The organism is Pirellulales bacterium (assembly GCA_019636345.1).
GTDB lineage: Bacteria > Planctomycetota > Planctomycetia > Pirellulales > Lacipirellulaceae.
In genome coordinates, this window is the sequence record JAHBXQ010000003.1 from 576,734 (window position 1) to 601,030 (window position 24,297).

Here is a 24,297-nt window from a genome sequence, read left to right on the forward strand (position 1 = left end):
GATCGCCCGGGCGGGACGACGTTGTTTCAGTCCAGAATGCCGCCCCGAGTCGGCGCATGCGAGCACTGGCGGATGATGCGCCCCGCCGCGAGCGCGACGACGTCGCTGCGGGTCCGGCAGATCGTCTCGAATTGCTCCCACGCGCCGCTCCGCGAGGCCAGTTCCACGAGCGTCGGCGCCAGCGGCGACAACACGGCGTCGGTCGGCACGAGCTCGGCGTACGCCTCGAGCGCCGCCCCCGCGTCGCCGATTCGATCGAGCAGCATGACGTACGCCTCGACCGGCGCGAGATCGCCCGGCGTCGTCGACAATCGGCGCGCCTGCTCGGCAAAGTACTCCCGCGCTGCGTCGACTTGTTCGCCGAGCGTCGCGGCAAGGAACAGCCCGTGGGCCCGATACGTCTCCTCGAACGGCGGATCGCCGGGGTACTGCAAGTCGGCCGGCAATCGGCTGCCGTATGCGGCCATCTCCAGCGCCTTGCGCACAATTTCCGGATCGGCGGCGACGCGGGCGTGGCGCACGGCGCTGGCCAGATGCGAGGCGTCCAGGTGGTAGTCGCCCGCCGCGGTGAGCTGCGGGAACTGCTCGACAAGCTCGCCGACCGACAGGTCCGGCGGCGCTTGTCCCGTGAGCCGCTGCAGGTGCCCGCGCAAGTTGCCGCGGAGCTCGCCGTAGACGTGCCGTACCAGCACCGCGACGCATGCTCGCAGTTCCGCCGGGCCAAGCTGCCCCTGCATGCCGTCGAGGGTCGTGATCGCGCTGCAGGTTCCCTGTCGCCCGGCGAGCCAGGCGAAGCCGCGCTCGGGATCGACTCCCTCGAACAGCGCCACCTCAATCAGTTCGTCGACGGCATCCTCGTCCGGAGTCGTGCGGGCGAGCCGATCGCGGAGAAGTCGCTTTTCGCCGGTGGGACGCAGATACAACCACGCCTCGCGGACGCGTCCCGCCTCTGCCAACAGGGCGCCGACCTCGCGGCAGGCGTCCAGATAGCTCGCTTCGAGCTGCGCGCGGAGCGACTCGTCGACCTCGTCGAAACCCGTGCGCCGTCCGATCGGCAGTCCCAAGGCGTGCTGCCGCTCGACGAGCCGTAGATCGAACAGCCGGTGAAAGTTCCCCGCCGCGACGAGCTCTCGCGCCGCTTGGGCGAAGATCTCCGCCGCGGCGGCCGTTGTCGAGGATGCGGGGTCAAGCGTCATGGGGGCGGCACAAGGCGGCGGGACGATGGGGAGTTGTCAGGAGTTGATTCAGGGCTGGCCGCCGCTCGGTCGTCGTGACGTCAGATGGTCATCGGGTCCCATGGTCTCCTGGTCCCCCCCAAATGTCCGAGCCCCGAGGCGTTCGCCCCGGGGCTCGTGGTGCTAAGATCGAATCAAGCGACGACAACGCCGCAGCGCTCGATCGCTGCGCTTACAGTTCGTAACCGTAGCGGTACTCGGTCTTGACGATCTTCATCAACTCGGGGTCGGGGGTGGTCAGCGCCTTGGCGTCCCACGCGACCTTGCCCGGCTTCCACACGGCCAGATTGCCCAGCAAGATCGTTTCGGTGAGCGGCCCGCCGTAGTCGACGATGTTCGACACGGGTTTCTTCGAGCGGTCGTGGATCGCCTCGTAGAACTCCTGGACATGGCCCAACTCGGGCTCGCCCGGGGGCTTCGGGTAGTCGACGTCGAGCCACGGGTCGTCCGTGCTCAACTCGATCCCCGCTTCGGCGTAGTCCCCTCCGGCGTACATCGTCCCCTTGTCCCCCACCAGAAGACAACCGCTCGCGTTGAGCGTCTTGGGCTGCCCTTCGCTGGTGGTCCCTTCGATGAATTTGGCGTACAACTCAGCGGGCGGCTTTTTCGTGCCGTCGTACCAGTAGAGATTGAACGCCGCGCGGCCGTCGAGTTCGGGGAATTCGAATTTGATCGACGACCACTCGGGATAACTGTCTTGGTTATGGCCCGAGGTCTCGGCCTCGACGCTTAACGGGTCGCGCATGTTGAGAGCCATGAACGGCAAATTGCATGTGTGGCACGCCATGTCGCCCAGGGCGCCGGTGCCGAAATCCCACCAGCCGCGCCACTTGAACGTGTGGTACCCCTCGCCGTAGGGCCGATAAGGCGCCGGGCCGAGCCAGGCTTCCCAGTTCAGTTCGTTGGGGATCGGCTTCGGCTCAGGCCGCGCCTCGCCTTGCGGCCAGACCGGGCGATTGGTCCAAACGTGCACTTCCTTGACCGTTCCAATTTGCCCCGCCTTGATCTGATAGGCCGCCTTGCGCATCGGCTCGAACGCGGTGTACTGGTTGCCCATCTGGGTCGTCACGCCCGTCTCCTTGGCGATCCGCTGCAACTCGCGGGCTTCCCAGATCGTCTTGGTCAGCGGCTTCTGGCAGTAGACGTGCTTGCCCATCTTCATCGCCTTGGAGGCGATGACGGCGTGCGTGTGGTCGGGGGTGCTGATCGTTACGACGTCGATCTTGTCCCCCAGCCGGTCGAGCATCTCGCGATAGTCGGTGAACTTGTTCTCGGTCTTGTAGACTTTGGCCGACTGGTCGAGGAAGGTCCGATCGGCGTCGCAAACGGCGAAGATCTTGCCGAACCGCGACGCGTTCTTCACGTCGCCGCGCCCCTTGCCGTTGACGCCGCAGGAGGCGATCTGCAGTTGTTCGTTGGGCGACGTGCTCGCCCGGGCGGCGATTCCTCCCGCCACCCAGAACCCGACGCCGGCGGCGGCCGTCGTCTTCAGAAAATCGCGCCGCGAAGCGCCGTGGTCTTGTGAACCCATCGTGGTTGCCCCTGTGAAAATCGGTGATTGGCTGTCGGCCGCGGGTTGCACGGCGGCGTGCCGGACGCCGCCGGCCGCAGCGGCCGAACGCTGCGATGTCGAACTCGCCAAGCGGTCCTCGGCGTGCACAAACGCTCCGTGCAGACGGCGATGCAACCGCTTGACCGGACAAGGGGCTGCGCCGCCGCCCCCCATTGAAGCGACAGCCGAGAGCAAAGCGCAAGGATTCGGGGAAGGTACGACCGGCACGTCGCCGGACGCGAGACCGCCGGTCGCAGAACGCCGGGGCTTTCGCCCGAGCTTAACAATGTAGCCCGACGGGCGCGGGGGGGCAAGAAACGCATGCCCCCGCCAAATTCCCGCAAAGCGGCCAGATTCACCCCGAAACGGGCCCAGCGACGCTCCTCCGGCTGAACAGCGCGACGCGCGGCCAGCCGGCTGTTCCCTTTGTCCCGGCGCCGGGTCCAGAATCCTCTCAGGGGGTACGGCGTCGTGGATTTCAACTACAATACACCGACCTGCGAAACCCCGCCGATCCGGCGTCGGGCGGGTTCCGTCTCTTGCCCGTCTCTCATCCTTCCTTGGAGCAGAAGAAGCCGAATGTTGCGCAACACCCTGAGACACATCGCTTGGACCCTTCTTGTCACGTTCGCCGCAACCGCCCAAGTGCGCGCCGCCACGTACGACGAAGCGATCGACGGCGACCTGTCGGGCAATCCGGCGGCCCCGACGCCCTTCGTCCTGGAACCCGGCTCGAACCGGCTCTTCGGCGCCGCAGGGCAGACCGATTACGACCTCCTCGCGGTGACGATCCCGGCCGGGCATGTGCTCGATTCCTTGGTGCTCGACGCATTCGTTCTCGATTTCACGTTTTCGTCGTTCATCGCCGTCGCCAACGGTCCTACCTGGCCGACCGGGCTGGGAGGGAGCGTCTCCCCGGCTCAACTGATCGGCTGGGAACTGTTCGACGACTCGCAGATCGGACTCGATCTTCTGCCGGGCATTGCGTCGAACATCGGAGCGTTCACGCCTCCGCTCGCCAGCGGCGTGTATTCGATCTTGCTGCAGGACACATCCAGCCCGTTCACGTACGCATTCACCTTCAACGTGACGGCCGTGCCGGAGCCGGCGGCGGCGGGATTAGCGCTTGTCGGATTGTTCGCGCTGGGGCGCCGACGGTTCCGGGTCGCGTAACGCCGGCCGACCGAACGTCGAACGATTCAAGCAGCATGCGCCGCTGCGTAGCCACGACGGGGCGCCAGGGTACGCCGCCGTGACTGCGCGCAATCCAGCATTGATCCAAGGAATCGCCGCGGTGCTGCTGTTCGGCAGCGTGCCGGCCTGCATCCGCGCCGTCGGGCTCGACGCCGTCGCCCTGGGAATCGCTCGGCTGGCGCTGGGGGCGCTCGGCATGGCGGCGATCATGGCATTGCGCGGTCGGCCCCCGCTGGCGACCCCGGCTGGTCGCTCGGCCGAACGACTTGCGCCGTTGGCGGCCATCGGCGGCTGCTTCGGGCTCCATTGGCTGCTGTATTTTCTCAGCATCAAGCTGGCGAGCGCCTCGATCGGCGCCATCGGCTTCTCGACCTACGGCGTGCAGTTGTCGCTGATGGGCTGGGCCGCAGGGCATCCCCGCCCCGGGCTGCGGGCAATCCTTGGGGTCGCCCTGGCCATGCTGGGGAGCTGGCTCTGTCTGCCCCCGATTGGCGTCGGGACTGCGGGCGACGGCCTGCTCCTGGGTATGATTGTCGGCGTCGCCAGCGGCACGGCTTACGCCGTGTTGCCGCTCTTGCACCAGCGTTACGCGACGATCGAGCACGATGAACGGACCTGGGGGCAGTTCGCCTTCGGGTTGTGCGTGTTCTTGGCGTGCGCCCCGGCGGCTCGCGAGTGGGGCGGCCGGCCCGCCGACGTGTGGCTGGCCGTCCACCTGGGGATCGTGGTGACGCTGGTCGGCCACTTGCTGTGGGTCCGCGCCTCGACGGACTTGCCGATCCGCATCACCGCGGTGCTGGCGTATCTGCAGTTGCCGACGGCGCTGGCCGTGAATCACTTGGTCCTCGGCGAGCATCTGACGCCAAGAATGCTCGTCGGTGCGGGGTGCATCGTCGCTGCGAACGCGCTCGCGCTGGGGGGACGCCGCTCTGCGACCGCCGACGCCAATTCCACAAGCAGCGTCGAACCGGCGCCGGAGCTTTGAATGAGCCGTTCGCGTCCCCGGTTGGCTCGCTGCCGTTCACGTCGGCGACGATCTTGCACCACGCTCCGATTCGCGGATCGCGCTCGCCAATGAGATTCGACGAGCTGCGTTTCAATCCACGACCGACCGAGCGAGCGCCGCTCCCTGCGTTCGAAGAAGACCTTCAACGTCAGCAAGGTCCTTGCGACGAAACAACTGCGATCGCCCAGGGCTATCGGACCACGGCGATCGCGAAGCCGTCGTAACCCTTGCTGCCGACGGTTTGCAACGCCGTGGCGTCGACGCGCGGCTCGGCGGCGAGCAGCTCGTTGAGGCGGCGCACCCCGTGGACGCTCGCATCGTCGCCGTCGGCGTCGATCACCGCCCCTTCGCGCACGACGTTGTCGACGACGATCATGCTCCCCGGGCGGCTTAGCCGCAGCGCCCACATGAAGTAGTCCGGGTTGCGCGGCTTGTCGGCGTCGATGAACACGAGGTCGAATGGTCCGCGACCTTCCGCGGCAAGCCGGGGCAAGACGTCAAGCGCGGGGCCGCGTCGCAATTCAATCGCTTCGGCCATGCCGGCGCGAACGAAATTCGCCTCCGCGACCTCGGCGTGCTTGGCGTCGATCTCCAGGGTCGTCACCCGGCCTCCGGGCGCTAGGCCGCGGGCGAGCCAAATCGTGCTGTACCCGCCGAGCGTGCCGACTTCCAGAATCGACCGGGCGCCGATTGCACGCGCCATGAGCATCAGGAACTTCCCCTGATTCGGCGACACGCTGATCGGCGGCAAGCCCGCCTCGTGACACGCGGCCAGCGCCGCGTCCAGCACGGGATCCGACGCCCCCAGCGCCGCGACGAGGTAATCCTCGACGGCCGTCCAACGCTCTTGCGAGTCGGCAAAGTCGCTCATCGCTTGTCCGTCCCGAAACGGGCCTCGCTCATCGACCGACCACGCCAAAAAAACGCCGCCGAGATCGCCTTTCGGCGAACCCGGCGACGATTGTCCGTTGGCGTTCGAATGGAAAAAAACAGCTGCTCGCGGGCGTCAATGCCCTGGGCGTCCTGCGACGAGCAGCCATGGAAGGAATTGAGTCCCCCGGTCAATGATCGGAGGCTCAATGACCGGGGGCTAAGCGGCCCGTGGTCGAATGCGTCATGAACACCCCATGCTGTTGCCGCAATTGTGGCACAGATAGCAGTTGCCGTTGCGAACGGTGATCGCCCCGCAGTTGTCGCACGCGGGGGCGTCGGTCTGGAAGCCGGCGAACTGCTCGCTGCGAGCGTTGCCGCCGGCGCCATCGGTCTTCACCATCACGCCGGCCCGTTCGAGCAGCTTGCTGGAATAGATCGACTTGACCTCGGCCAGCTTGGCATGGGCGCCGTTGCCGTTCGAGCCATGACCGTTTGAGCCGTTGCCGTTGGTTCCATGACCGTTCTTGGCGTGGGCGCCGTTGGTCGGGGCGGACGCCTTGGCCGCGGATTGGGGCCCTTCCGACTTCTGACCGCTGACTTCTTGTCCCTTCACAGGCCCGCCGTCCTTCTTGGCGACGGGCTTCGACTCAGAGAGGCCGGAGTCCTCCGTGGTCGGGCTCGGGGACGAGCCGGAGCCCTCGGGGTCGATCCCCAGGCTCGCCTCCTTGTAGCCGGGGAGGAACTGCATCCCCAGCCACCGAAAGATGTAATCGATCAGGCTCTTGGCGATGCGGATGTCCGGGTTCTTGGTGAAGCCCTGCGGCTCGAACCGCATGTGGCTGAACTTGCGGACGTAATCCTGCAGCGGCACGCCGTACTGCAGACTCATCGACACGGCTGTGCCGAAGGCGTCCATCAGCCCGCCTACGGTCGAGCCTTCCTTGGCCATCGTGATGAACAACTCGCCGGGACGTCCGTCGGGGTACAGACCCACGGTGACGTATCCCTCGTGGCCGGCCACGTTGAACTTGTGGGTGAGCGACGAGCGGGTGTCGGGGAGTCGTTCACGGCGCGGCTTGGCGGCGGCGGCCTCTTTGTCTTTGGCCTTGTCTCCCTCGGTGCTCGTGGACAGCGGTTGGCTTTCCTTCGAGCCGTCGCGGTAGATCGCCAAGGCCTTGAGCCCCAGCTTCCAACCGTCCGTGTACGCCTCGGCGATCTCCTCGGGGGTCGTGTCCCGCGGCATGTTGACCGTCTTCGAGATGGCGCCCGACAGGAACGGCTGGGCGGCGGCCATCATCGTGACGTGGGCCTTCCACGGGATGCTGCGCGTGCCGTTGCGCGGCTGGAACGCACAGTCGAACACGTTGAGATGCTCGGGCTTGAGATCCGCGGCGCCTTCGATCGTGTCTTCCTTCTCGATGTCGTCGAGAATTCCCTCGATCTGCGGCTGATCGTAGCCCAGATTCTTCAGCGCCGCGGGCACGGTGCGGTTGACGATCTTCAGCATGCCGCCGCCGGCGAGCTGCTTGTACTTCACCAGGGCGATGTCCGGCTCAATGCCGGTCGTGTCGCAATCCATCATGAAGCTGATCGTGCCGGTCGGGGCGAGCACAGTCGCCTGGGCGTTGCGGAAGCCGTGCACGGCGCCGGCGGCCAGCACCTCGTCCCACAGGCCGCGGGCCGCGTCGACCAGATACGCCGGGCACTCGGGCTTGATCGCCTCGACGGCATCGCGATGCATCTTCATCACCCGCAGCATCGGGTCGCGGTTCTCCTGATACCGAGCAAACGGGCCGACCGCCTCGGCCAGTTCGGCGCTGGTCAGATTGGCGGCGCCGTGGAGCAAGGCGGTGATCGCCCCGCACATGCCGCGGCCGGCGTCGCTGTCGTAGGCGACGCCGTTGGACATCAGCAGGCTGCCCAGGTTCGAGTAGCCCAGCCCCAGCGGGCGGAACAGGTGGCTGTTCCGCGCGATGTCGGGGGTCGGGTAGCTGGCGTGATCGACCAGAATTTCCTGGGCGATGAAGAACACCCGGCAGGCGGCCGTAAATCTCTTGGAGTCGAACGCGCCGTCCCCTTTGCGGAACTTCATCAAGTTGATGCTCGACAAGTTGCACGCCGTGTCGTCGAGGAACATGTACTCGCTGCACGGGTTGCTGGCGTTGATCCGGCCGCTGTTGGGGCAGGTGTGCCAGTTGTTGATCGTCGTGTCGTACTGCACGCCGGGGTCGCCGCAGTGCCATGCGCAGTCGGCCATCCGGCTGAGCACCTCGCGGGCCGGGTAGGTCGGCCCTTCGCGGTTCGGGTCGGTCACCCAGCGGGTCGTCCAGTTTTCGTCCCGCTGGACCGCCTGCATGAAGTCGTCGGTGACGCGAACCGAGAGATTCGCGTTTTGGAACATGATCGAGCTGTAGGCTTCGCCGTTGAAGTTGGCCTCGTAGCCCCCTTTTTCAATCAGCACGCGGGCCTTTTGCTCTTCCTTCCACTTGCACTCGATGAATTCCATGACGTCGGGGTGCCAGACCTTGATCGACTGCATCTTGGCGGCGCGGCGAGTCTTGCCCCCCGACTTCACCACCGCGGCGATCTGGTCGTAGACCCGCATAAACGACAACGGGCCGCTGGGCCGTCCGCCGCCCGAAAGCTTCTCGCGATGCGACCGCAGCGTCGACAGGTCGGTTCCCGTGCCGCTGCCGAACTTGAACAGCATCGCCTCGGCCCGGGCCAACTCCATGATGTCTTCCATGTTGTCATCCACGTGTTGGATGAAACAGGCCGACCCCTGGGGATATTCATACGGGTTCTCGGGCTGCACGACCTCCTGCTGCCGCTCGTCCCACCGCCAGTTGCACTTGTCGCCGCTGACGCCGTACTGGTGATACAAGCCCACGTTGAACCACACGGGCGAGTTGAACGCCCCGTGCTGGTGGAGGCACAGCCACGCCAGATCGCGGTAGAACCGCTCGCCGTCCTCGGCGCTGGCGAAGTAGCCGTCCTCGAGCCCCCAGTCGGCGATCGTCCGCGCGACGCGGTGGACCAGTTGCCGTACGCTGTGTTCGCGTTCCGGCGAGCCGACTTCGCCGTAGAAGTACTTGCTGCAGATGACGTTCGTGGCGAGCTGCGACCAGAACGAAGGGACCTCGCAGTTGGTCTGCTCGAACAGCACCTCGCCGTTCTCCCCCTTGATGGCGGAGGTGCGAGTCTCCCACTCGACCGTCGAGAAGGGATCGGCGACCCCCTCGGGACAGAAGGTGCGGTCGATCTTCACCCGGCCGTGGAACTTCTTGGGGCCAGGGGCGGCTTGACGCTCAATCGAAGTCTCGGCAACAGCGGCCATGACAGAACCTCCTGTCGAAAAGGACGGGCATCCTTACCAATGTACACACGTACACATCTAACGCAATCACGATCGGCTTCGTCGCCAGGTCGTCTGAAGTCAGTCTCCAGGGGCGCTTGGGCCTTTCCTGTCAAACAGAAAGCGGCCCAGGCACTAGATTTTGTTGGCGTTATCTGAAAACCCCGGGATCGGCGGAGTCGGGAAGCGATAAAACCACTAGATATTGTGTTCGATGCCCATCAAAACAACTATATCCGGTGACTCGCGGGGTGTGATGATACCCTGATCGGTTCGGCCGTCAAACCAAGTTTTGTGTTTTTTATAAGTCGCTAGCACACAACAGGTTGTGGAGAGTGTTAACTGCTAGCGTGGAGGGCGCGAAGGAATTATGAAGACACGTAACTTCTTCGCCAGAAATGGTTTGGGGAAATCAATCGCGTCTGATGCGGGATTGTCCTCAAAGAAGTCAAGAAGTCTCCGTTGAAGGCAACATGCAGCCCCCTATGTGATGCAGACTGCGTAGACTCGCGCAGGGTGAGGCGCCGGCGGCCGCATCAGGGGGCCGTTTGCACGAGCAGGGCTGGCATGCCCCCCCAAAAAAACTCCGCAGGGAATGCGCGCTGGCATTCCCTGCGGAGCAGGTGCATCGAGGCATAAAAATTCTACGGCGAAAACTGACTAGGCGCAGCGTCCGCGGCGTCGGACGCTCCAAAGGCTGGCAAGGACGAGCCCCGCCAGGACCGCCGACGTCGGCTCGGGGACCGGGGCCGTGAAGCTGAAGTCATCGAAGTAGTTCTTGCCGCCCGTGCCCGCGAACAGGCCGTCTTCGAGCTGCCAACGAAGGATCGTCAGATCGTTCAGGGGCGAACCGAGCGAAGTGCCCGTCGGGACGAGGTTGTTCCACGTATTCGCCGAGACGTCGAAATAGTCGAGCGAGAACGTGTCGTTGGTCAAGTCAATCGTCGTCCGTACGCCGTCCCAGTCGGCGGCATCGGCGATGAAGGGAGTCGCGTTCCAGGGGTCGGTGGGGTTTTTGCGCCAAGTGACCGCGTTGTCGCGGGCATAGCCCCACTCGAAGCCGACGTTCCCCAGGCTGTCCTTGAACGACAACGTGAATTTGTCCTTCGAGGGGGCGCCCGACGGATCAGGCGTATCGCCCGGGTTGGGGCAGAAGTAGAACTCGACGTCGACCGTACCCGCGACGACCGACGCCGGGGCGATGCCGCCAAAGTCGTACGAGTCAATCGAGTACTCGTAGATCATTGGCCCGGTCCCCAGCGGGGTGTCGTTGCGGATGGCCAAGTTCTGCCCGTCGCCGTTGCGTCCGGGGAAGTGGCCGCCGAGCAGATAGGCGCCGACGCCGTTGGCGCCGCTGGAAAGCGGATAGGGGGGGCCGCCGGAAAGATAGGCGGCGCGGTCTACAGGATTGGTGAACGTGGCGCCGACGGGACTGATCAGCTTCCACAGCCCGGTGTCGGCGGGAAGTTGAGTGAACGAGCCGCCGCCCGCGTTAGCGCCGTACTGACCGGCGTTGTGGTGCGAGACCTCGCCCCAGGCGGATCCGTAAAAAGCTTGATAGCCGTCGTTCGCGGTGAAGCTGCCCAAGTAAGCCTGCGCAGCGGGAGCAGCGCCGACGCCGACGACAAACGCCGTCAGCGCGCACCTAGCCAAGTTGTGTCGTTTCATGAGCCGCGACCTCGAAGAAGTTGGAGCACCGCTTGGGGATAAGCCGAGAGTGAACGGCAGAGGAGTTCTCCGAACCGCGGCGATGCGAGCGCGTTTCGGTTCGTACGTCAGACTAAATCCCCTGTCGCCGAACGCAAGCGTTGGCCGCGCAATTCTCCTTCGAATCAACGCAGGTTGCCGCCAAGAGTCGATTGCCGTCGTGTACAGCTTCTGGACATCGGCGCCTGGGAAGGAATTACCGCCCCAAACGCAGTCGTGCGAACAAGATCGAAAGCGCGATTCCAAGCAACGAGATCGCCGTCGGTTCAGGCGCGGCGAACGACGTCGTACTCTCAAGGGACGGGGGCTGCGAAAGGTCGAGACTGAAATTGAACTGCCATGCTGGCAGATCGAACCGGTCGACCTTTCCGTCGCGGTTGGCGTCGCCGACGGGAGTCGAGGTGAAGCTGAACGTGCCGAACTCGCGCTGCCAAGCGAGGAAGTCGCCGCCATCGACGCGGAGGTCGCCGTCGACGTCGCCGAGGAAAGAGGTCGCCGTGCGGCGATCGACTAGCAGTTCGACCTCGCTCGCTCCGGGAACGGCGAACTCCTGGCGTCCGGCAGCAAGCTCGACAGCGGCGATCTCGGTCCACTGCGGGGCCGTCCCCAGTCGGGCCACGACCCGATACCGCCCGGGGTTCGTCACCTCGACTTCCCAGGCGCCTGGGTTCCCGGCGACTGCGGCGGCAACCGTCGGCAGGGGGCGATGATCGGCCGCGAAGTAGGGATTCGCCGCGTGCCCCGTCGTTGCTACGTCGTAGAAGGCCGTCAGTTGCGGTCCGTACAAGTCGCGGACTCCCGCGCTGTACCACAGGCTGTGTCCTGCAGCCCCCTCGGTCCGCGAGCGCTCGATCATTTGCTGCAGATCGGCGTACGGGGTGGCGGACGAGGACGGGTTGATCCGCAGTCCGAATACCAACTTGTCGAGACCGTCAGGTTTGAACGGGTTTACCTGAGCATTGGCGATCGAATTGAACGCCGAAATCGTCTCGCGATACATCTGCACGGCGAACTCGTCGAAGACGCCTTGCGTCTCCCACGCCGGCCAATCGGCGTTGTAGTTGGTCGTCGAGAACGTCGTGATCGACGGCGAGATCGAAACCATCAACTCCGGTCGGGCGGTTTTCACGGCTTGGTACAACTCGGCCGCGAACGAGGTCACTTGCTGGCGTCGCCACTGATTGAACTGGGAGTTCGACGAGGTCGGCGCAGGGTTCCCGGTTTGCGCCGTGTAGAGCCCGATCGTCGTCGCGTCGAACCCGAAGTTCGCCGGCCATGCCATGTGATCGTCGAACTGAATGCCGTCGAAGTCGTATCGCCGGACGGCTTCAAGCGTCATGTCGATGACGAACTGCCGCACCTCGGGGATCGCAACGTTCATGTAGGCGAACCCGCCGTTCGTGCCGTCGGCGTATTGGCCCGACTGGTTCTGCAACAGCCAGCCGCGCTCCTTCATGTAGCTTGAGAGCGGGTTGTTGGGATTGCCCCCCGTGCCGATGAATTGGGTCATCACGCCGTACTCGAACCAACCGTAGTACGCCATCCCGTTGCGATGGGCCTGAATGAGCGTCTCTTGCACCAAGTCGCGCGACGCACCGATGGTCGGGTTGCGGTCGGTCGTGCCGATCAGGTTCCGCAGCGTTTGCGAGGGGAAATTCGTATAGCCGTTTTTCCAGGTCTCGACGTACACGGTGTTGAGCCCGATGGCGCGCAGGTCGCGCATCACCGTCGCCGTGTTGACCCCGGTGCGAATGTGGTCCTCGTTGGTCGTGGTGAGCCATGTGCCGCGGACCTCCGGCGGGGACGCCGGAGCCGGGACTGTTCCCGCGAACAGCGTCGCGGTGCAGACTGCCGCGCAGAGCGTTCGACTCGTCATGGAGTGCATCGGACCGGCCGGGGGGAGAGTGCGGCGACAGGAATCGAGCGGGGCCTCGGATCAGGCGCCCGCGCCCCGCGAACAGACCAGCGGTGCGACCGAAGTCTCAGACGCGGAATGTTTCAGCCTAACACGATTCTGAGCGAAGCTTGGTCTGTCGACCGTCTGGCTGAAAAGGTTTTGCGCGAACGCTCGATCCACGTGCGCGTTCAGTGGACTGAATGCGCACGCTTGAGCGAGAACGCTAAAAGCGCAGCCTGACGCGAAGTCACTCGGCAATCACCAGCGGAGTCGACTCTGCGGAACTCCGGGGCCGAGCTCCGCGGCTAGCGGATCGTCCGGCGACCGTTTCGACGTCGCTGAGCAGATGCTCGACGACCTCTTCGGCTGAGTAGCTCCCGTCGCCGGTCGCGATGAGCGGGGCGATCGCGTCGATCCCGTCGCCGCAGGTCACTAGCGGGAGCTCCGCGCTTCCGTCGCCGCGAAGTTGCGCCAGCCCCACGTTCGCCAACAGCGCGTTGCAGATGCACTTGCGACCCGCGGTCTCTCCGGGGGCGCCTCCTTTGCGGACAAAGGCGTCGACGTCCTCGGCAGGGCAACGCCACCCGACGCCGCCGTCCTCGCGTCGGTAGGCGCGCCGCAGGTAGCCAAGGTCGCAGGTCAGTCGGCGTTGAGCGGCCAACTCGGCATCGGAAAGCGAACCTTCCAACTGCAGCACCTTGAACGGAAAGCCCGTGGGCGAGGCGAGCGGATCGGTCACCACGTCGGCGGCCCCGCGGCGGACCAACTCGATCGTCTGCCGTTTGAGTTCGTCCGTGAGCCCCGACTCGCGGCAGAACGCGAACAGGGTCCCCGCCTGAATTCCCGCGGCGCCCTCGTCGAGCGCCCGGGCGAGCCCTGCGGGGGTTCCCCAACTGCCTGCCAGCCAGAACGGGGCGCCGAGCGCGCGAAACGCCGCGAGGTCGGCGTTGTCGCGCTGGCCGTAAATCGGCTCGCCGCGGGCGTTAAGCTGCAGAGGGCCGCGCGGCGGGGCGTTGTGTCCGCCGGCCGTTGGGCCTTCGATGACGAAGCCGTCGACGCGCCCCGTCGACTTCTTGAGGAGCATCGACGCGAGCGTGGCCGAGGAGACGATCGCCAGGAATTCCGGCCGCGCAAGCGTCGGCGGTTGAGCTTCGAGAAACTCCGCCGGATCGAACGCCAGCGCGAACTCCTCTTCGGGCGTTTTGTCGGCGACGTCGAGCGCGAGCTCGGCCGCGTCGCCGCGGGCGAGCCGGTCGAGAATGCCGGGGATGGTGCGCGGAATGCCGGCGCCCATGAGCACGACGTCGACTCCGGCAAGCATCGCCCCGTACAGCGCGGGGATCGTCGGGGCTTGGACCTTTTCCAACAGATTGACGCCGACGGCGCCGCCGTGTCCTTCCTTAGCCAGCCAGACTTCGACGAAGTTGGCCGTGACGACCAGTTCCAGTTGATCGCGCTTCGGCGGGAAGCTTGCCATGGGGATGGCGCGGAACGGGACGTCGGCCGCTTTGCCGCCGGGGATGAAGTATCGCTCGAGCACGCGGCCGGCGATCGCAGGGGCGGGAAACGCGGCGAGCGCGCGGCGGAGATCGCCCGCGGGATCGCCGAGCTGCAATCGCCGCGCGAAGACGGCGTCGAGCGCCGTCCCCGACACGACCCCCAATTGGCCGGTGCGCGACACGGCCCGAGCGAGCCGCCACGACGACACGGCGACTCCCATCCCCCCTTGGATCACGAGCGGCGCCAACATGATCAGGACTTCCTTGAATCGAACGACGACGGACAGGCGACGACCTCAGGCCGTCGCCCGTGCAAGGACAAACCGACAGAGATACTCAATCCTAGCGCCGCGCGAGCCATCCAGGGAGTGAGCCTGTTCGCACTGGCAGTCGACCAAGATCGGGCGAATCCGCACACAGGCGACGCTGCTTGACCAAACTGCCAAAAACGCCAAGGCATGAACCACGACGTCACGACGGACACGACTCGAGACAGGAATTCTTCGGACGTCGTGCTCATCGGGGTTCTGCGATTTCCCCCTTGGCGATCTTGGCGTCCTTGGCGGCAGCATTTCTTTTGCAGGCACGCGGAATGCAGCACGTTGGCAAACTGCGCAACCGGTCTGCGCCCCGCCCCCATCGCTTTGTCCCGTGGTCTTGCCATGCCGCGCCCGCGACTGTTGCTGGTCAACCCCGTCAATCAGCGCCGCACCGGGTTTGCGGCGTCGATCAGTTCGCGGTTTCCGCCGCTGAACCTGGGACTCTTGGCCTCCGCCGCGACGCCCCAATGGGACGTCGAGTTGATCGACGAGAACTTCGAGACCTATGCCCCGCGGGAGGCCGATCTCGCGGCGATCACGGCGTTCACCTCAAGCGTCAACCGGGGCTACGAAATCGCCGGCGAGTTGCGTTCGCGCGGCATTCCCGTGGTGATGGGAGGAATTCACGTCTCGATGCGTCCCGACGAGGCGCGGCAATTCGCCGACGCGGTCGTCGTGGGCGAGGCCGAAGCGGTCTTTCCGCAGGTGCTCGCCGACGCCCGTGCAGGCCGATTGCAGGGGCTGTACCAGGGGACGCCGATCCCGTTCTGCGACCGCCCGGCGGCGCGGCGCGATGTGTATCATCCTGGTTACATGTTCTCGTCGATTCAGACCTCGCGGGGGTGTCCGCTCGATTGCGACTTCTGCTCGGTCACCGTCTTCAACGGTCGCCGTTATCGCCGCCGCCCCAACGCCGAGGTGCTCGACGAATTGGAAACGATTCCCCAGGAACTGCTTTTCATCGTCGACGACAATATCATCGGCTACGGGACTGCGGACCGCGAGCAGACGCTGGCGCTGTTCCGCGGGATGGTCGAGCGAGGGATGAAGAAGAAGTGGTTCTGCCAAGCGTCGGTCAACGTCGCCGACGACCCCGAGGTGCTCGACTGGGCCGCCCGCGCCGGGTGCAAAATGATCTTCCTGGGGATCGAGGCCGAGGATCCCGACGCGCTGGGGGCGGTCAACAAACGGCTCAACGCGAAACGGGGAACCGACGCCTACGCATCGATTTTTCAGCGGATCCATGCCGCGGGGATCGCCGTATTGGGGGCGTTCATCTTCGGCATCGACGGCGACACTCCCGAGAAGTTGTTGCGGCGGGCCGAGTACATCGTCCACAGCGAGGTCGACGTCGTGCAAATGACCGCGATGACCCCGCTCCCCGGGACCCGGCTATTCCATCAGTTCGAGCGCGAGGGACGCCTGCTCTACACCGACTTTCCCCGCGACTGGGATCGGTACAATCTGACCGAGGTCGTGTTTCATCCCCGCAACATGTCGGCCGGCGAGTTCACGCACGCCATGCGCGAGTGTCTCGATCGGGTGTACGATCTCAAGGTGCTCAAAGCGAAGGCGAAGCACACTCTCGCCGCAACGGGGCAGTGGGACGCAGCCGAGTTCGCCTGGACGTCGAACCTCAGCTATCGCGAGATCGGATTGTCCAAGAGCACGTTTGCGCTCGTGGAGAACGGCGCGCCCGACGACGTCGGCAAGCTCACGCCCCAAGCTGCGACTTGAGATCGTCCAGTTCGCGCTGCAGGGCGCCGGTCGTCGTCTCGAGCTCGTCGCGCAACTCCGCTAGCTCCTGCCGCAGCGTCGCGATCTGCTCGGCGAGCGCGCCCGTCGCGTCGTTCGCGGGACTGGGCGCGGCCGAGCGCGACGGCGAGACGGACGGCGCGGGCGCCGACGGGGAAGGCGCGAAGACGCTTGGCGAGGGGGAAGGCGCCGACCGCAGCGTCGCGGTTCCCCTGCCGACCGCGCGATCCTCGAACCCGCCGTGTTCGCTGCGCAGCTTGGCCAGTTCCTGCGGCTGGTACAAATTGTGGGTGACGATGCACCCGCGACCCGGCGGGGTGAGATAGACGAGCAGCCCCTTGGCGTGCAGGCCGTCGACGATCGGCTGCAGGTCGTGCTGGCCCTGGATCGGCTCCATCCGTGCGGCGCGGGCCCGCAAGTCGCCGAGCGTTTGGGCCCCCCGCAGGAGCAACTCCCCCATCACCGCGATCTCGACTTTGTCGACCCCCAGCCATTCGTACAGCAGGTGGCGATACTTCTCGGCCCGTCCGTCCCCCTGGACGATCGCCACGGCGCCCATGCGGGCGAGCGATTCGACCGCCTCGGAGACATGATCCTCCTCAAGCTCCATCTGCGGGAAGCGGTTGCTTTTTTGATTCGATCCGGTGCGGAGCGAGTTGAGCGTCAGCGGATACGCGTCGGGGGTCGTCTTGGCCTTCTCGATGAGGACCCCGGCGACGCGGCGCTCGATCTTTTCCAGCGGCCGCCACTTGCGAGCGGCGGAGGAGTCGGCGACGGGGGAGTCGGTCATGGGTGCGGTCTCGCGGCGTGATTCGCAGCCGTACCAGCGGCCGCGCGAGCAGGTTTCGGGCCCCTGAGTCTATCGCGAGGGCCCGACCCGTTACATCCCCGTTGCGCACCGCGGCCCCGCTGCGGCTAGAATCGACAGGGACGCCGCTGCGATCGAAATTGCCGCGAACTGGGACGTGGTCGCGATGAGGATCGCCTCTCCTGACCCCTGACCTCCGACATCTTCCACGGGACAACTTCCCCCCCGCCATGCCCATCGTGCTTACGATCGAAGACGACGCGGCGATTCGACGGGGGATCGCCGACGCGCTCATCTACGCCGGCCACGAGGTCGTCGAGGCGGCCGACGGCGACGCCGGGTGTGCGGCTGCGGTGCGCCGGCAGGTCGACTTGGTGCTCTTGGACATGGTGCTCCCCGGGAAGACCGGGCTGGAGATCCTCCGCGAGATCCGCAACGCCCGGCCCACGTTGCCGGTGATCATCCTCAGCGCCCGGGGCGAGGAGCAGGACCGCGTCGCGGGGCTGCGACTCGGCGCGGACGATTACGTCGTGAAGCCGTTCAGCGTCAGCGAGCTCTTGGCGCGGGTCGACGCGGTGCTGCGCCGCTCGCCGAGCCGCCCCAGCGACGTCGCCGAGTGGCCGCTTCCCGCGGGACAAGTCGACTTCCAGCGGTGCGAGGCGGCGTTCGCCGACGGGTCGCGGGTCGAGCTCTCGCAGCGCGAGTTGGAACTGCTTCGCTACTTGGCCCGCCACGTCGGCCGCACCGTGCCGCGCGAGGAACTGCTGGAAAACGTCTGGCAGATCGACGCCCGCGGCGTCAGCACGCGCACGATCGACATGCACGTCGCCCGGCTGCGCGAAAAACTGCGCGACGACGCCCACGAGCCGCAGGTGCTGGTCACGGTCCGCGGGCGAGGATACATGCTGCGCAAGTGACTGATGGTTGACGCCGGATTTGTGATGTTCGAGCGGCACTGACCGTGACCGACGGTATTCCCCATTTCTGCGCACTGCTTGCGATCACCAAGCCCAATCGCAAATCACCCTCCCTCATGCATCGCCCCTGGCAAATCTGGCTCGCACTGGCGATCGTCGCGACGCTTGGCGTCGCGGCGATGGCGCGGCTCACTCGCGAGGCGATCCGCGCGGACCTGGCACGGACCGAGGCGACCCGGCGCGAGGAGCTGGCCCAGCGAATCAGCCTCGCCCTGTGGCGGATGGACACCAAGCTCGCCCCGCTCGTGGCCGAGGAGATCGCCCGGCCGGCCGAGGCGTTTTCGTCGTTCACGGGGGGCTCGACGAGCGACGGCACACAGCCAAACGGCGTTGCGACCCCTTCGCCATTGCTCGCCGGATCGCAGGCTCAAGTGATGCTCAACTTCACCTGCAGTCCGGCGAGCGGCGCCTGGACTTCGCCGCAGGTCCCCGAGGACCAGTGGGGCGAGTTGGCGGCCTTCAACGGCCTCGCGCCGAACGAACAACACCGCAACAGAGAATTGCTGGCCGAGCTGTCGCAGCGCGTCGACCCACGGCTCCTGCTCGATGAGTTGCCGGTGCAGCAATTGCCGCAATCGCGACGGTCGAGTTCGTTGCGGTCGACGGAGCACGCGGGCTCGTCGGAATCAAGCCGCGAGGATGCAGGCGGCATCCCCTTTTACGGCAATTATTCGGCGCTCGAGGGGGCGGCGGAGATCAACGAATCCTCGCCATCGCGGCGGTCTGGGGTCGAAACGTCCTCAGCGTCCGGCGCCAAGGGGCAAGCGGCGCCGGTTCAGCAGCCGTCCACGTTCAATCGCGCCGCGAACGATTTACAGCACCGGTCGAATCGTTACCAAGCGATCGCCCAGCAGGAATTCGTCAAGCAACGCGGCGGCGCGGAAACGCTGGAGCGAGCGGCCCGGATGCCTCAGATTGCGCTTCAGGGACGACTGCCGGTTGCGACCGTCGAGAGCGTCAGCCGGCCGCTGTGGATCGGCGGCGAACTGTTGCTCGCCCGCCGCGTCGAACGGAACGGCGAGGTGCTCGTGCAAGGGAGCTGGCTCGATTGGCCGGCGATTCGCGACGACTTGCTCGGCGAAGTGCGCGACCTGCTCCCTTCGGCCCAACTCGTGCCGGCGACCAATCTGGCCGACGCCGACCCCTCGCGACTGCTGGCCGGACTGCCGGTGATGCTCGAACCGCGGGAGAAGATGCTGGTTCTCGAAATCTCGCCCGCGATGACGTGGGCCTTGTCGATCGGTTGGGGGGCGCTTGCGGTGGCGCTGGCCGCGGTGACGGTCTTGCTGGCCGGGGTGCTTGCGCTCTCCGAACGCCGAGCCGCGTTTGTCTCGGCCGTGACTCACGAGCTGCGCACCCCGCTGACTACGTTTCGGATGTACGCCGAGATGCTCGCCGGCGACATGGTCCCCAGCGACCAGCGGCGACGCGAGTATCTGGCGACGCTCAAGACCGAGGCGGAGCGGCTGACGCGGCTCGTGGAGAACGTGCTCAGCTATGCCCGACTCGAACGGGGACGCGGACCGCGACGGACGGATCGTACGACGCTGGGCGAGCTTGTCGACCGCTTCGCCCCGCGGTTGCGCGAACGGGCCGAGCAAGCGGGCATGGAACTGACGCTGGAGCTCGACGACGCGGCGGCCGAGACCAAGCTGCTGACCGACGCGGGCGTGTGCGAGCAGATCATTTTCAACCTTGTCGACAACGCCGCGAAGTACGCGGCCCGGGCGACTGATCGACGGATCCTGTTGCATGCGAAGGTCGCGGCCGATACGGCGATCCTCAGCGTCCGCGACTTCGGTCCGGGGTTCTCGCCGGCGGCGCTTGCCCGCGGGAGCCGGCCGTTCCGCAAGAGCGCCCAGGAGGCGGCCGAATCGGCCCCCGGCGTGGGGCTAGGGCTGTCGCTGTGCAAGCGGCTGGCCGGCGAGTTGGGGGGGCGATTGGAAGTCGCGTCCGACGCCGGGGGGACGACGGCGACGCTCGCATTACCGCGAGAAAAGAAGTCCTTTCCCGGCAGTTGCGATCGTTTGGCGACGAGAGTCCGGCTAGAATGAGTGAGGTCCGATTCTTCGATCCGTCGATCCGTTCCCGCCCGCTCAACTGGCATGTCAGCAATCCCCGACTCGAATTGGATAAGCCCCGAGAACTATCTCGACCGCGAGCGATCATCACGCGTGCGTCACGAGTATTATCGCGGCGAGGCGTTCGCAATGGGGGCGCCTCGCGCGAACAGAATCTCATCTCGGTGAATACGACGGCGGGATTGCATCAGGCGCTCGCGGCCACCGCCTGCGAAGTCTACTCTGCCGACATGCGCGTGAAGGTTTCGGCAACCGGGCTCTACACTTACCCGGACGTGGTCGTCACCTGCGAGCAGCCGCGATTTGAGGACGACAAGCTCGACACGTTGGTGAATCCGCAGTTGATCGTCGAGGTGCTCTCCGAGTCTACCGAACAATACGATCGCGGTAAGAAATTCGAGCAGTACCGGCACATCGACTCGCTGCGGGAATACGTGCTGGTAGCACAGGATCGCCCGTACGTCGAGCGATATCTCAAAAATGCCGAAGGGCAATGGGTGTTATCCGACGCGACAGGGCTGGACGCGATGATTGAATTGTCGTCCGTCGGCTGTGCTCTGGCGTTGCGAGAAGTGTATGCGAAGGTCCTGCTGACTGAGTGATGCGCATGATGGTGACGTGCAATCCATGCCGAACCGTGAGGTTGTTCGGCATTTCAATATCCCTGCTTGACTTCATGGCAGCCAATTCCATTTTGGCGCTGATGATCGCCCTCTCGCTGCCAGGATGGGTTGATCCTCGCGAAGGATTATTGCCAACTTGGCCGGGCGGTCCTGCAACGTCCTGCCCTGAAAATCAATCAGGCGCCATGGGGGTGATGTTGACTGCCCATCGGTATGGGTGGACGGCATGTTTTGTCATCGCGATTGTCGTGGGATGCGGATTGGGAGTGGCCGAGTACGCCATGCTCAGATTTCTGCTCGGATCGCCCCCCAATTGCGAATGAGACCCCAGCCGAATCGCCGGCAAGCCGTTCTCTCTGCAATTCCGCAGGCTTGCCGACTGCGGTATATTGCCGGGTTCTGGCGACTTTGCGGGGGCCGCTCGGGGACGAGCAGGCTCGCTAGCGCGAATCGCCCCTGACCTCCGACCTCTCCCCCTTTGCCCTCTGCGCCGATGCAAACCAACGAACTCCGCGAAAAGTACCTCGCTTTCTTCGAGTCCAAGGGGCATCGCCGCGTGGCGAGCGACGTGCTCGTGCCCACGTGGGACCCCAGCGTGTTGTTCACCCCCGCCGGGATGAACCAGTTCAAGGATCACTTTCTGGGGAAAGTGAAGCTCGAGTTCACCCGGGCGACGACCTGCCAGAAGTGTCTCCGCACGGGCGACATCGACAACGTGGGCCGTACGGCGTACCACCACACCTTCTTCGAGATGCTGGGGAACTTCAGCTTCGGCGACTACTTCAAGCGCGAAGCGATCAACTGGGCCTGGGAATTCCTCACCGACAAGAAGTGGCTGGGAATCGATCCCGCGCGGCTCACCGTGACCGTCTACAAGGACGACGACGAGGCGGCGGGGATCTGGGCCAAGGACGTCGGGCTGCGCGTCGATCGGATCGAGCGGTGCGAGGAGGACGAAAATTTCTGGCCCGCCAGCGCCCCCAGCCAGGGGCCCGACGGCGTGTGCGGGCCGTGCAGCGAGATCTATTTCCATCCCGACCAAGGCAAGAGTGTCGAGATCTGGAACCTGGTCTTCACGCAGTTCAATCGGGTGGGGGACCCGCCGGACAACCTGCGGCCGCTGCCGTCGAAGAACATCGACACGGGGATGGGACTTGAGCGGACCGCCGCCACCTTGCAGGGCGTGCCGACGAACTACCACATCGACAGCCTGTTTCCCATCGTCCAGGCCGCGGCCGACGTGTGCGGCGTGAAGTACGCGCTGGAGAGCGAAGACGGCCGGCGCCTACGGCGAATCACCGACCACGTGCGGGCCTGCACCTTCGCGGTGCACGAGAACGTTTATCCCGGGGCCAACAAGGAGAAGTACGTCGTCAAACGGCTCCTGCGCCGGGCGGTGCTCGACGGCCACCAGATGGGGCTCCGCGAGCCGTTCCTCTGCAAGTTGGTTCCCGCGGTCGTCGCGGCGATGAAAGGCCCGTACCCCGAGCTGACCGAAACCGCCAAACGCGTGGCCGACGTCATTGCCAAGGAGGAAGCCAACTTCTTCGGCACGATCGACGCGGGGCTCAACCGCATCGATCGCGTGTTCGACGACATGCGCACCGGGAACCGCACCAAGGTCGACGGCGGCGTCGCGGCTGAGCTCTACCAAACGTTCGGCGTCCCCCCCGAGCTGTTTGAAAACCTCGCGGCCGAGCACGGGTTGGCGTTCGATTGGGACGGCTACTTCCAGGCGATGGAGGAGCACGGCGAGGTCTCGGGCAAGGTGCAGCACACGGTGATGGGCGCTCGCGGCCCGATCGACTCGCTCAAGCATGCCCTCCACAGCACCGAATTCGTCGGGTACGAACAGACCGACGTCGCCGCAGTCGTCAAGGGAATCGTCGTCGGCCAAGCGCCCGACGACAAGCTGGTCGAAAGCTTCGACGGCGTCGGCTCGAAGTCCGCGGTCCGAATCGTGCTCGATCGCACCCCGTTTTACGGCGAGAGCGGCGGCCAAGTGGGAGATACGGGCCGACTGATCGGCAAGGACTTCGAGTTCGAGGTGACTGACGCCCAGAAGGACGGCGCGCTGGTGATCCATCACGGCCGGCTGCTCAAGGGGACGATCCACGAAGGCGCGCCCGTCAAGGCGGTCGTCGACGAGGGTCGCCGCGGCGGCATCCGCCGGGCCCACTCGGCGACCCACATTCTCCACTACGCATTGCAGAAGAACCTCGGCTCGCACGCCCAGCAGCAGGGGTCGAAGGTCGACGACGACTGGTTGCGGTTCGATTTCACGAACCTTAGCCCCGTCGAGGCTGGACAATTGGCCGCGATCACGGCCGACGTCGAGGCGAAGGTCGCCGCCGGCGATCCGGTGACATGGGAGACCGTCCCCTTGGCCGACGCCCGCAAGGCCGGGGCGATGATGCTGTTCGGCGAGAAGTACCCCGACCCGGTGCGGATGGTCTCGATGGGCGCTTTCAGCAAGGAGTTGTGCGGCGGCACGCACCTGACCAACACGCAGGACGTCGGCGAGTTCGAACTGCTGGGCGAGGAGGGGGTCTCGGCAGGCACGCGACGCATCACGGCCCTCACCGGCAAACGGGCCGCCGATCACCGCGCCGCGCTCGAGGCCGCCTTAGCGACGACGGCCAAGTCGCTCCACACCAAGGACTCGGGCGTCGTCGACGCCGTCGCGGCGCTGCTTGCCAAGCAGAAGTCGCTCAAGAAGCAACTCGCCGGCGCAGGGGGGGGCGGCGCCGAGACGGCGACTCTCGCGACCAAGACTGCCGGGGCGCTCTCCGGATACGCGGCCCAGAAGGCTGCGCTGGCCGAGGCGGGACGGTTGTTGTCGCTCGCCCCGCTGGCGGTCCCCGAGCGGGTTGCGGCGCTCGTGGCCGAGGTCGCTCAGCTTGAGAAGCAGCTCGCCGAGCGCGCCGCGGCCGGGCCGCTCACCGGCGAAGCCCTCCTCGAGAAGTCGGCCAAGGTGGGGGACGTGACGGTCCTGTGCCTTGAGCTTCCCGGAGTCGATCCCAATCTCATGCGGCAATTGATCGACCAGGTGCGTCAGAAGGCCTCTCCCGCGGCGGTGTTGTTGGCTTCGCGGCAGGGAGAGGACAAGGTGACCCTCGTGGCGGGCATTTCCAAGGACCTGCAAGAGCGCGGCCTGAGCGCCGGCAAGTGGATCGGCCCGGTCGCTCAAGCGGTCGGCGGCGGCGGGGGAGGGCGGCCCGATCTGGCCCAAGCCGGCGGCAAGGAGCCGGCCAAGTTGCCCGCAGCCCTCGAGATCGCTCGCACCACGATCGCCGCGATGCTGGCCGGGTGAGCCTCCAGGGACTGCTAGCACTGATGGGTTGACGCCAGTCCGGCGTCACGTCGGGGTTCACGCGCGGCAAACCGGGAGGTTCACGCCGAGTTGAACGCCGCG

General features: G+C 65.8%; 16 protein-coding genes. 8 read left to right on the forward strand and 8 right to left on the reverse strand.

Annotated elements, in window-relative coordinates; genetic code table 11:
• Window positions 1-26: 26 nt before the first annotated feature.
• Window positions 27-1,196: a hypothetical protein gene (locus KF688_10155; protein MBX3426030.1), complete on the reverse strand. Its 1,170-nt coding sequence runs from the start codon at window positions 1,194-1,196 to the stop codon at window positions 27-29.
• 211 nt (window positions 1,197-1,407) lie between these two features.
• Complete coding sequence (locus KF688_10160; protein MBX3426031.1) at window positions 1,408-2,766, reverse strand: Gfo/Idh/MocA family oxidoreductase; 1,359 nt, start codon at window positions 2,764-2,766, stop codon at window positions 1,408-1,410.
• A 600-nt stretch (window positions 2,767-3,366) separates the two neighbouring features.
• Between KF688_10160 and KF688_10165 the strand changes: the two genes are divergently transcribed.
• Window positions 3,367-3,960, forward strand: coding sequence for a hypothetical protein (locus KF688_10165; GenBank protein MBX3426032.1), 594 nt, complete (start codon window positions 3,367-3,369; stop codon window positions 3,958-3,960).
• Between the two features lie 79 nt (window positions 3,961-4,039).
• Entirely contained in the window at window positions 4,040-4,966 is a 927-nt protein-coding gene (locus tag KF688_10170) for a DMT family transporter (GenBank protein MBX3426033.1), read from the forward strand.
• Window positions 4,967-5,177: 211 nt separating this feature from the next.
• On the opposite strand, the gene KF688_10175 is transcribed toward KF688_10170, so the two are convergent.
• From KF688_10175 to KF688_10195, 5 genes are all read right to left on the reverse strand, one after another.
• On the reverse strand, window positions 5,178-5,858 hold the full coding sequence (locus KF688_10175) for an O-methyltransferase (GenBank protein ID MBX3426034.1): 681 nt from the start codon (window positions 5,856-5,858) through the stop codon (window positions 5,178-5,180).
• Between the two features lie 243 nt (window positions 5,859-6,101).
• Window positions 6,102-9,197, reverse strand: a complete 3,096-nt coding sequence (locus tag KF688_10180) for a vitamin B12-dependent ribonucleotide reductase (GenBank protein MBX3426035.1) — start codon at window positions 9,195-9,197, stop codon at window positions 6,102-6,104.
• A gap of 678 nt (window positions 9,198-9,875) precedes the next feature.
• Window positions 9,876-10,883 carry a hypothetical protein gene (locus tag KF688_10185; GenBank protein ID MBX3426036.1) on the reverse strand — a complete coding sequence of 336 codons (1,008 nt, stop codon included), beginning with the start codon at window positions 10,881-10,883 and terminating at the stop codon, window positions 9,876-9,878.
• Between the two features lie 235 nt (window positions 10,884-11,118).
• Window positions 11,119-12,798 carry a family 10 glycosylhydrolase gene (locus tag KF688_10190; GenBank protein MBX3426037.1) on the reverse strand — a complete coding sequence of 560 codons (1,680 nt, stop codon included), beginning with the start codon at window positions 12,796-12,798 and terminating at the stop codon, window positions 11,119-11,121.
• Between the two features lie 268 nt (window positions 12,799-13,066).
• On the reverse strand, window positions 13,067-14,569 hold the full coding sequence (locus KF688_10195; GenBank protein ID MBX3426038.1) for a nitronate monooxygenase: 1,503 nt from the start codon (window positions 14,567-14,569) through the stop codon (window positions 13,067-13,069).
• 411 nt (window positions 14,570-14,980) lie between these two features.
• Between KF688_10195 and KF688_10200 the strand changes: the two genes are divergently transcribed.
• A complete protein-coding gene (locus KF688_10200) occupies window positions 14,981-16,375 on the forward strand; it encodes a B12-binding domain-containing radical SAM protein (GenBank protein MBX3426039.1) in 1,395 nt (464 codons plus the stop codon).
• Here the strand turns inward: KF688_10200 and KF688_10205 are convergent.
• Window positions 16,353-17,183 (reverse strand): DUF480 domain-containing protein, encoded by an 831-nt coding sequence (locus tag KF688_10205; GenBank protein ID MBX3426040.1) that lies wholly within the window; start codon window positions 17,181-17,183, stop codon window positions 16,353-16,355. The genes KF688_10200 and KF688_10205 overlap by 23 nt on opposite strands.
• 248 nt (window positions 17,184-17,431) lie before the next feature.
• Between KF688_10205 and KF688_10210 the strand changes: the two genes are divergently transcribed.
• The 5 genes from KF688_10210 to alaS all read left to right on the forward strand — a co-directional run bounded on the left by KF688_10210 (window position 17,432) and on the right by alaS (window position 24,195).
• Entirely contained in the window at window positions 17,432-18,118 is a 687-nt protein-coding gene (locus tag KF688_10210; GenBank protein MBX3426041.1) for a response regulator transcription factor, read from the forward strand.
• Between the two features lie 116 nt (window positions 18,119-18,234).
• The gene (locus KF688_10215; protein ID MBX3426042.1) at window positions 18,235-20,232 is read left to right on the forward strand and encodes a HAMP domain-containing histidine kinase; all 1,998 of its coding nucleotides are present in this window, start codon (window positions 18,235-18,237) and stop codon (window positions 20,230-20,232) included.
• A gap of 191 nt (window positions 20,233-20,423) precedes the next feature.
• Window positions 20,424-20,861 (forward strand): Uma2 family endonuclease, encoded by a 438-nt coding sequence (locus KF688_10220; protein MBX3426043.1) that lies wholly within the window; start codon window positions 20,424-20,426, stop codon window positions 20,859-20,861.
• 74 nt (window positions 20,862-20,935) lie between these two features.
• Complete coding sequence (locus tag KF688_10225) at window positions 20,936-21,205, forward strand: hypothetical protein (protein ID MBX3426044.1); 270 nt, start codon at window positions 20,936-20,938, stop codon at window positions 21,203-21,205.
• A 170-nt stretch (window positions 21,206-21,375) separates the two neighbouring features.
• Entirely contained in the window at window positions 21,376-24,195 is a 2,820-nt protein-coding gene (alaS, locus tag KF688_10230; protein ID MBX3426045.1) for an alanine--tRNA ligase, read from the forward strand.
• The last annotated feature ends 102 nt before the right edge of the window (window positions 24,196-24,297 follow it).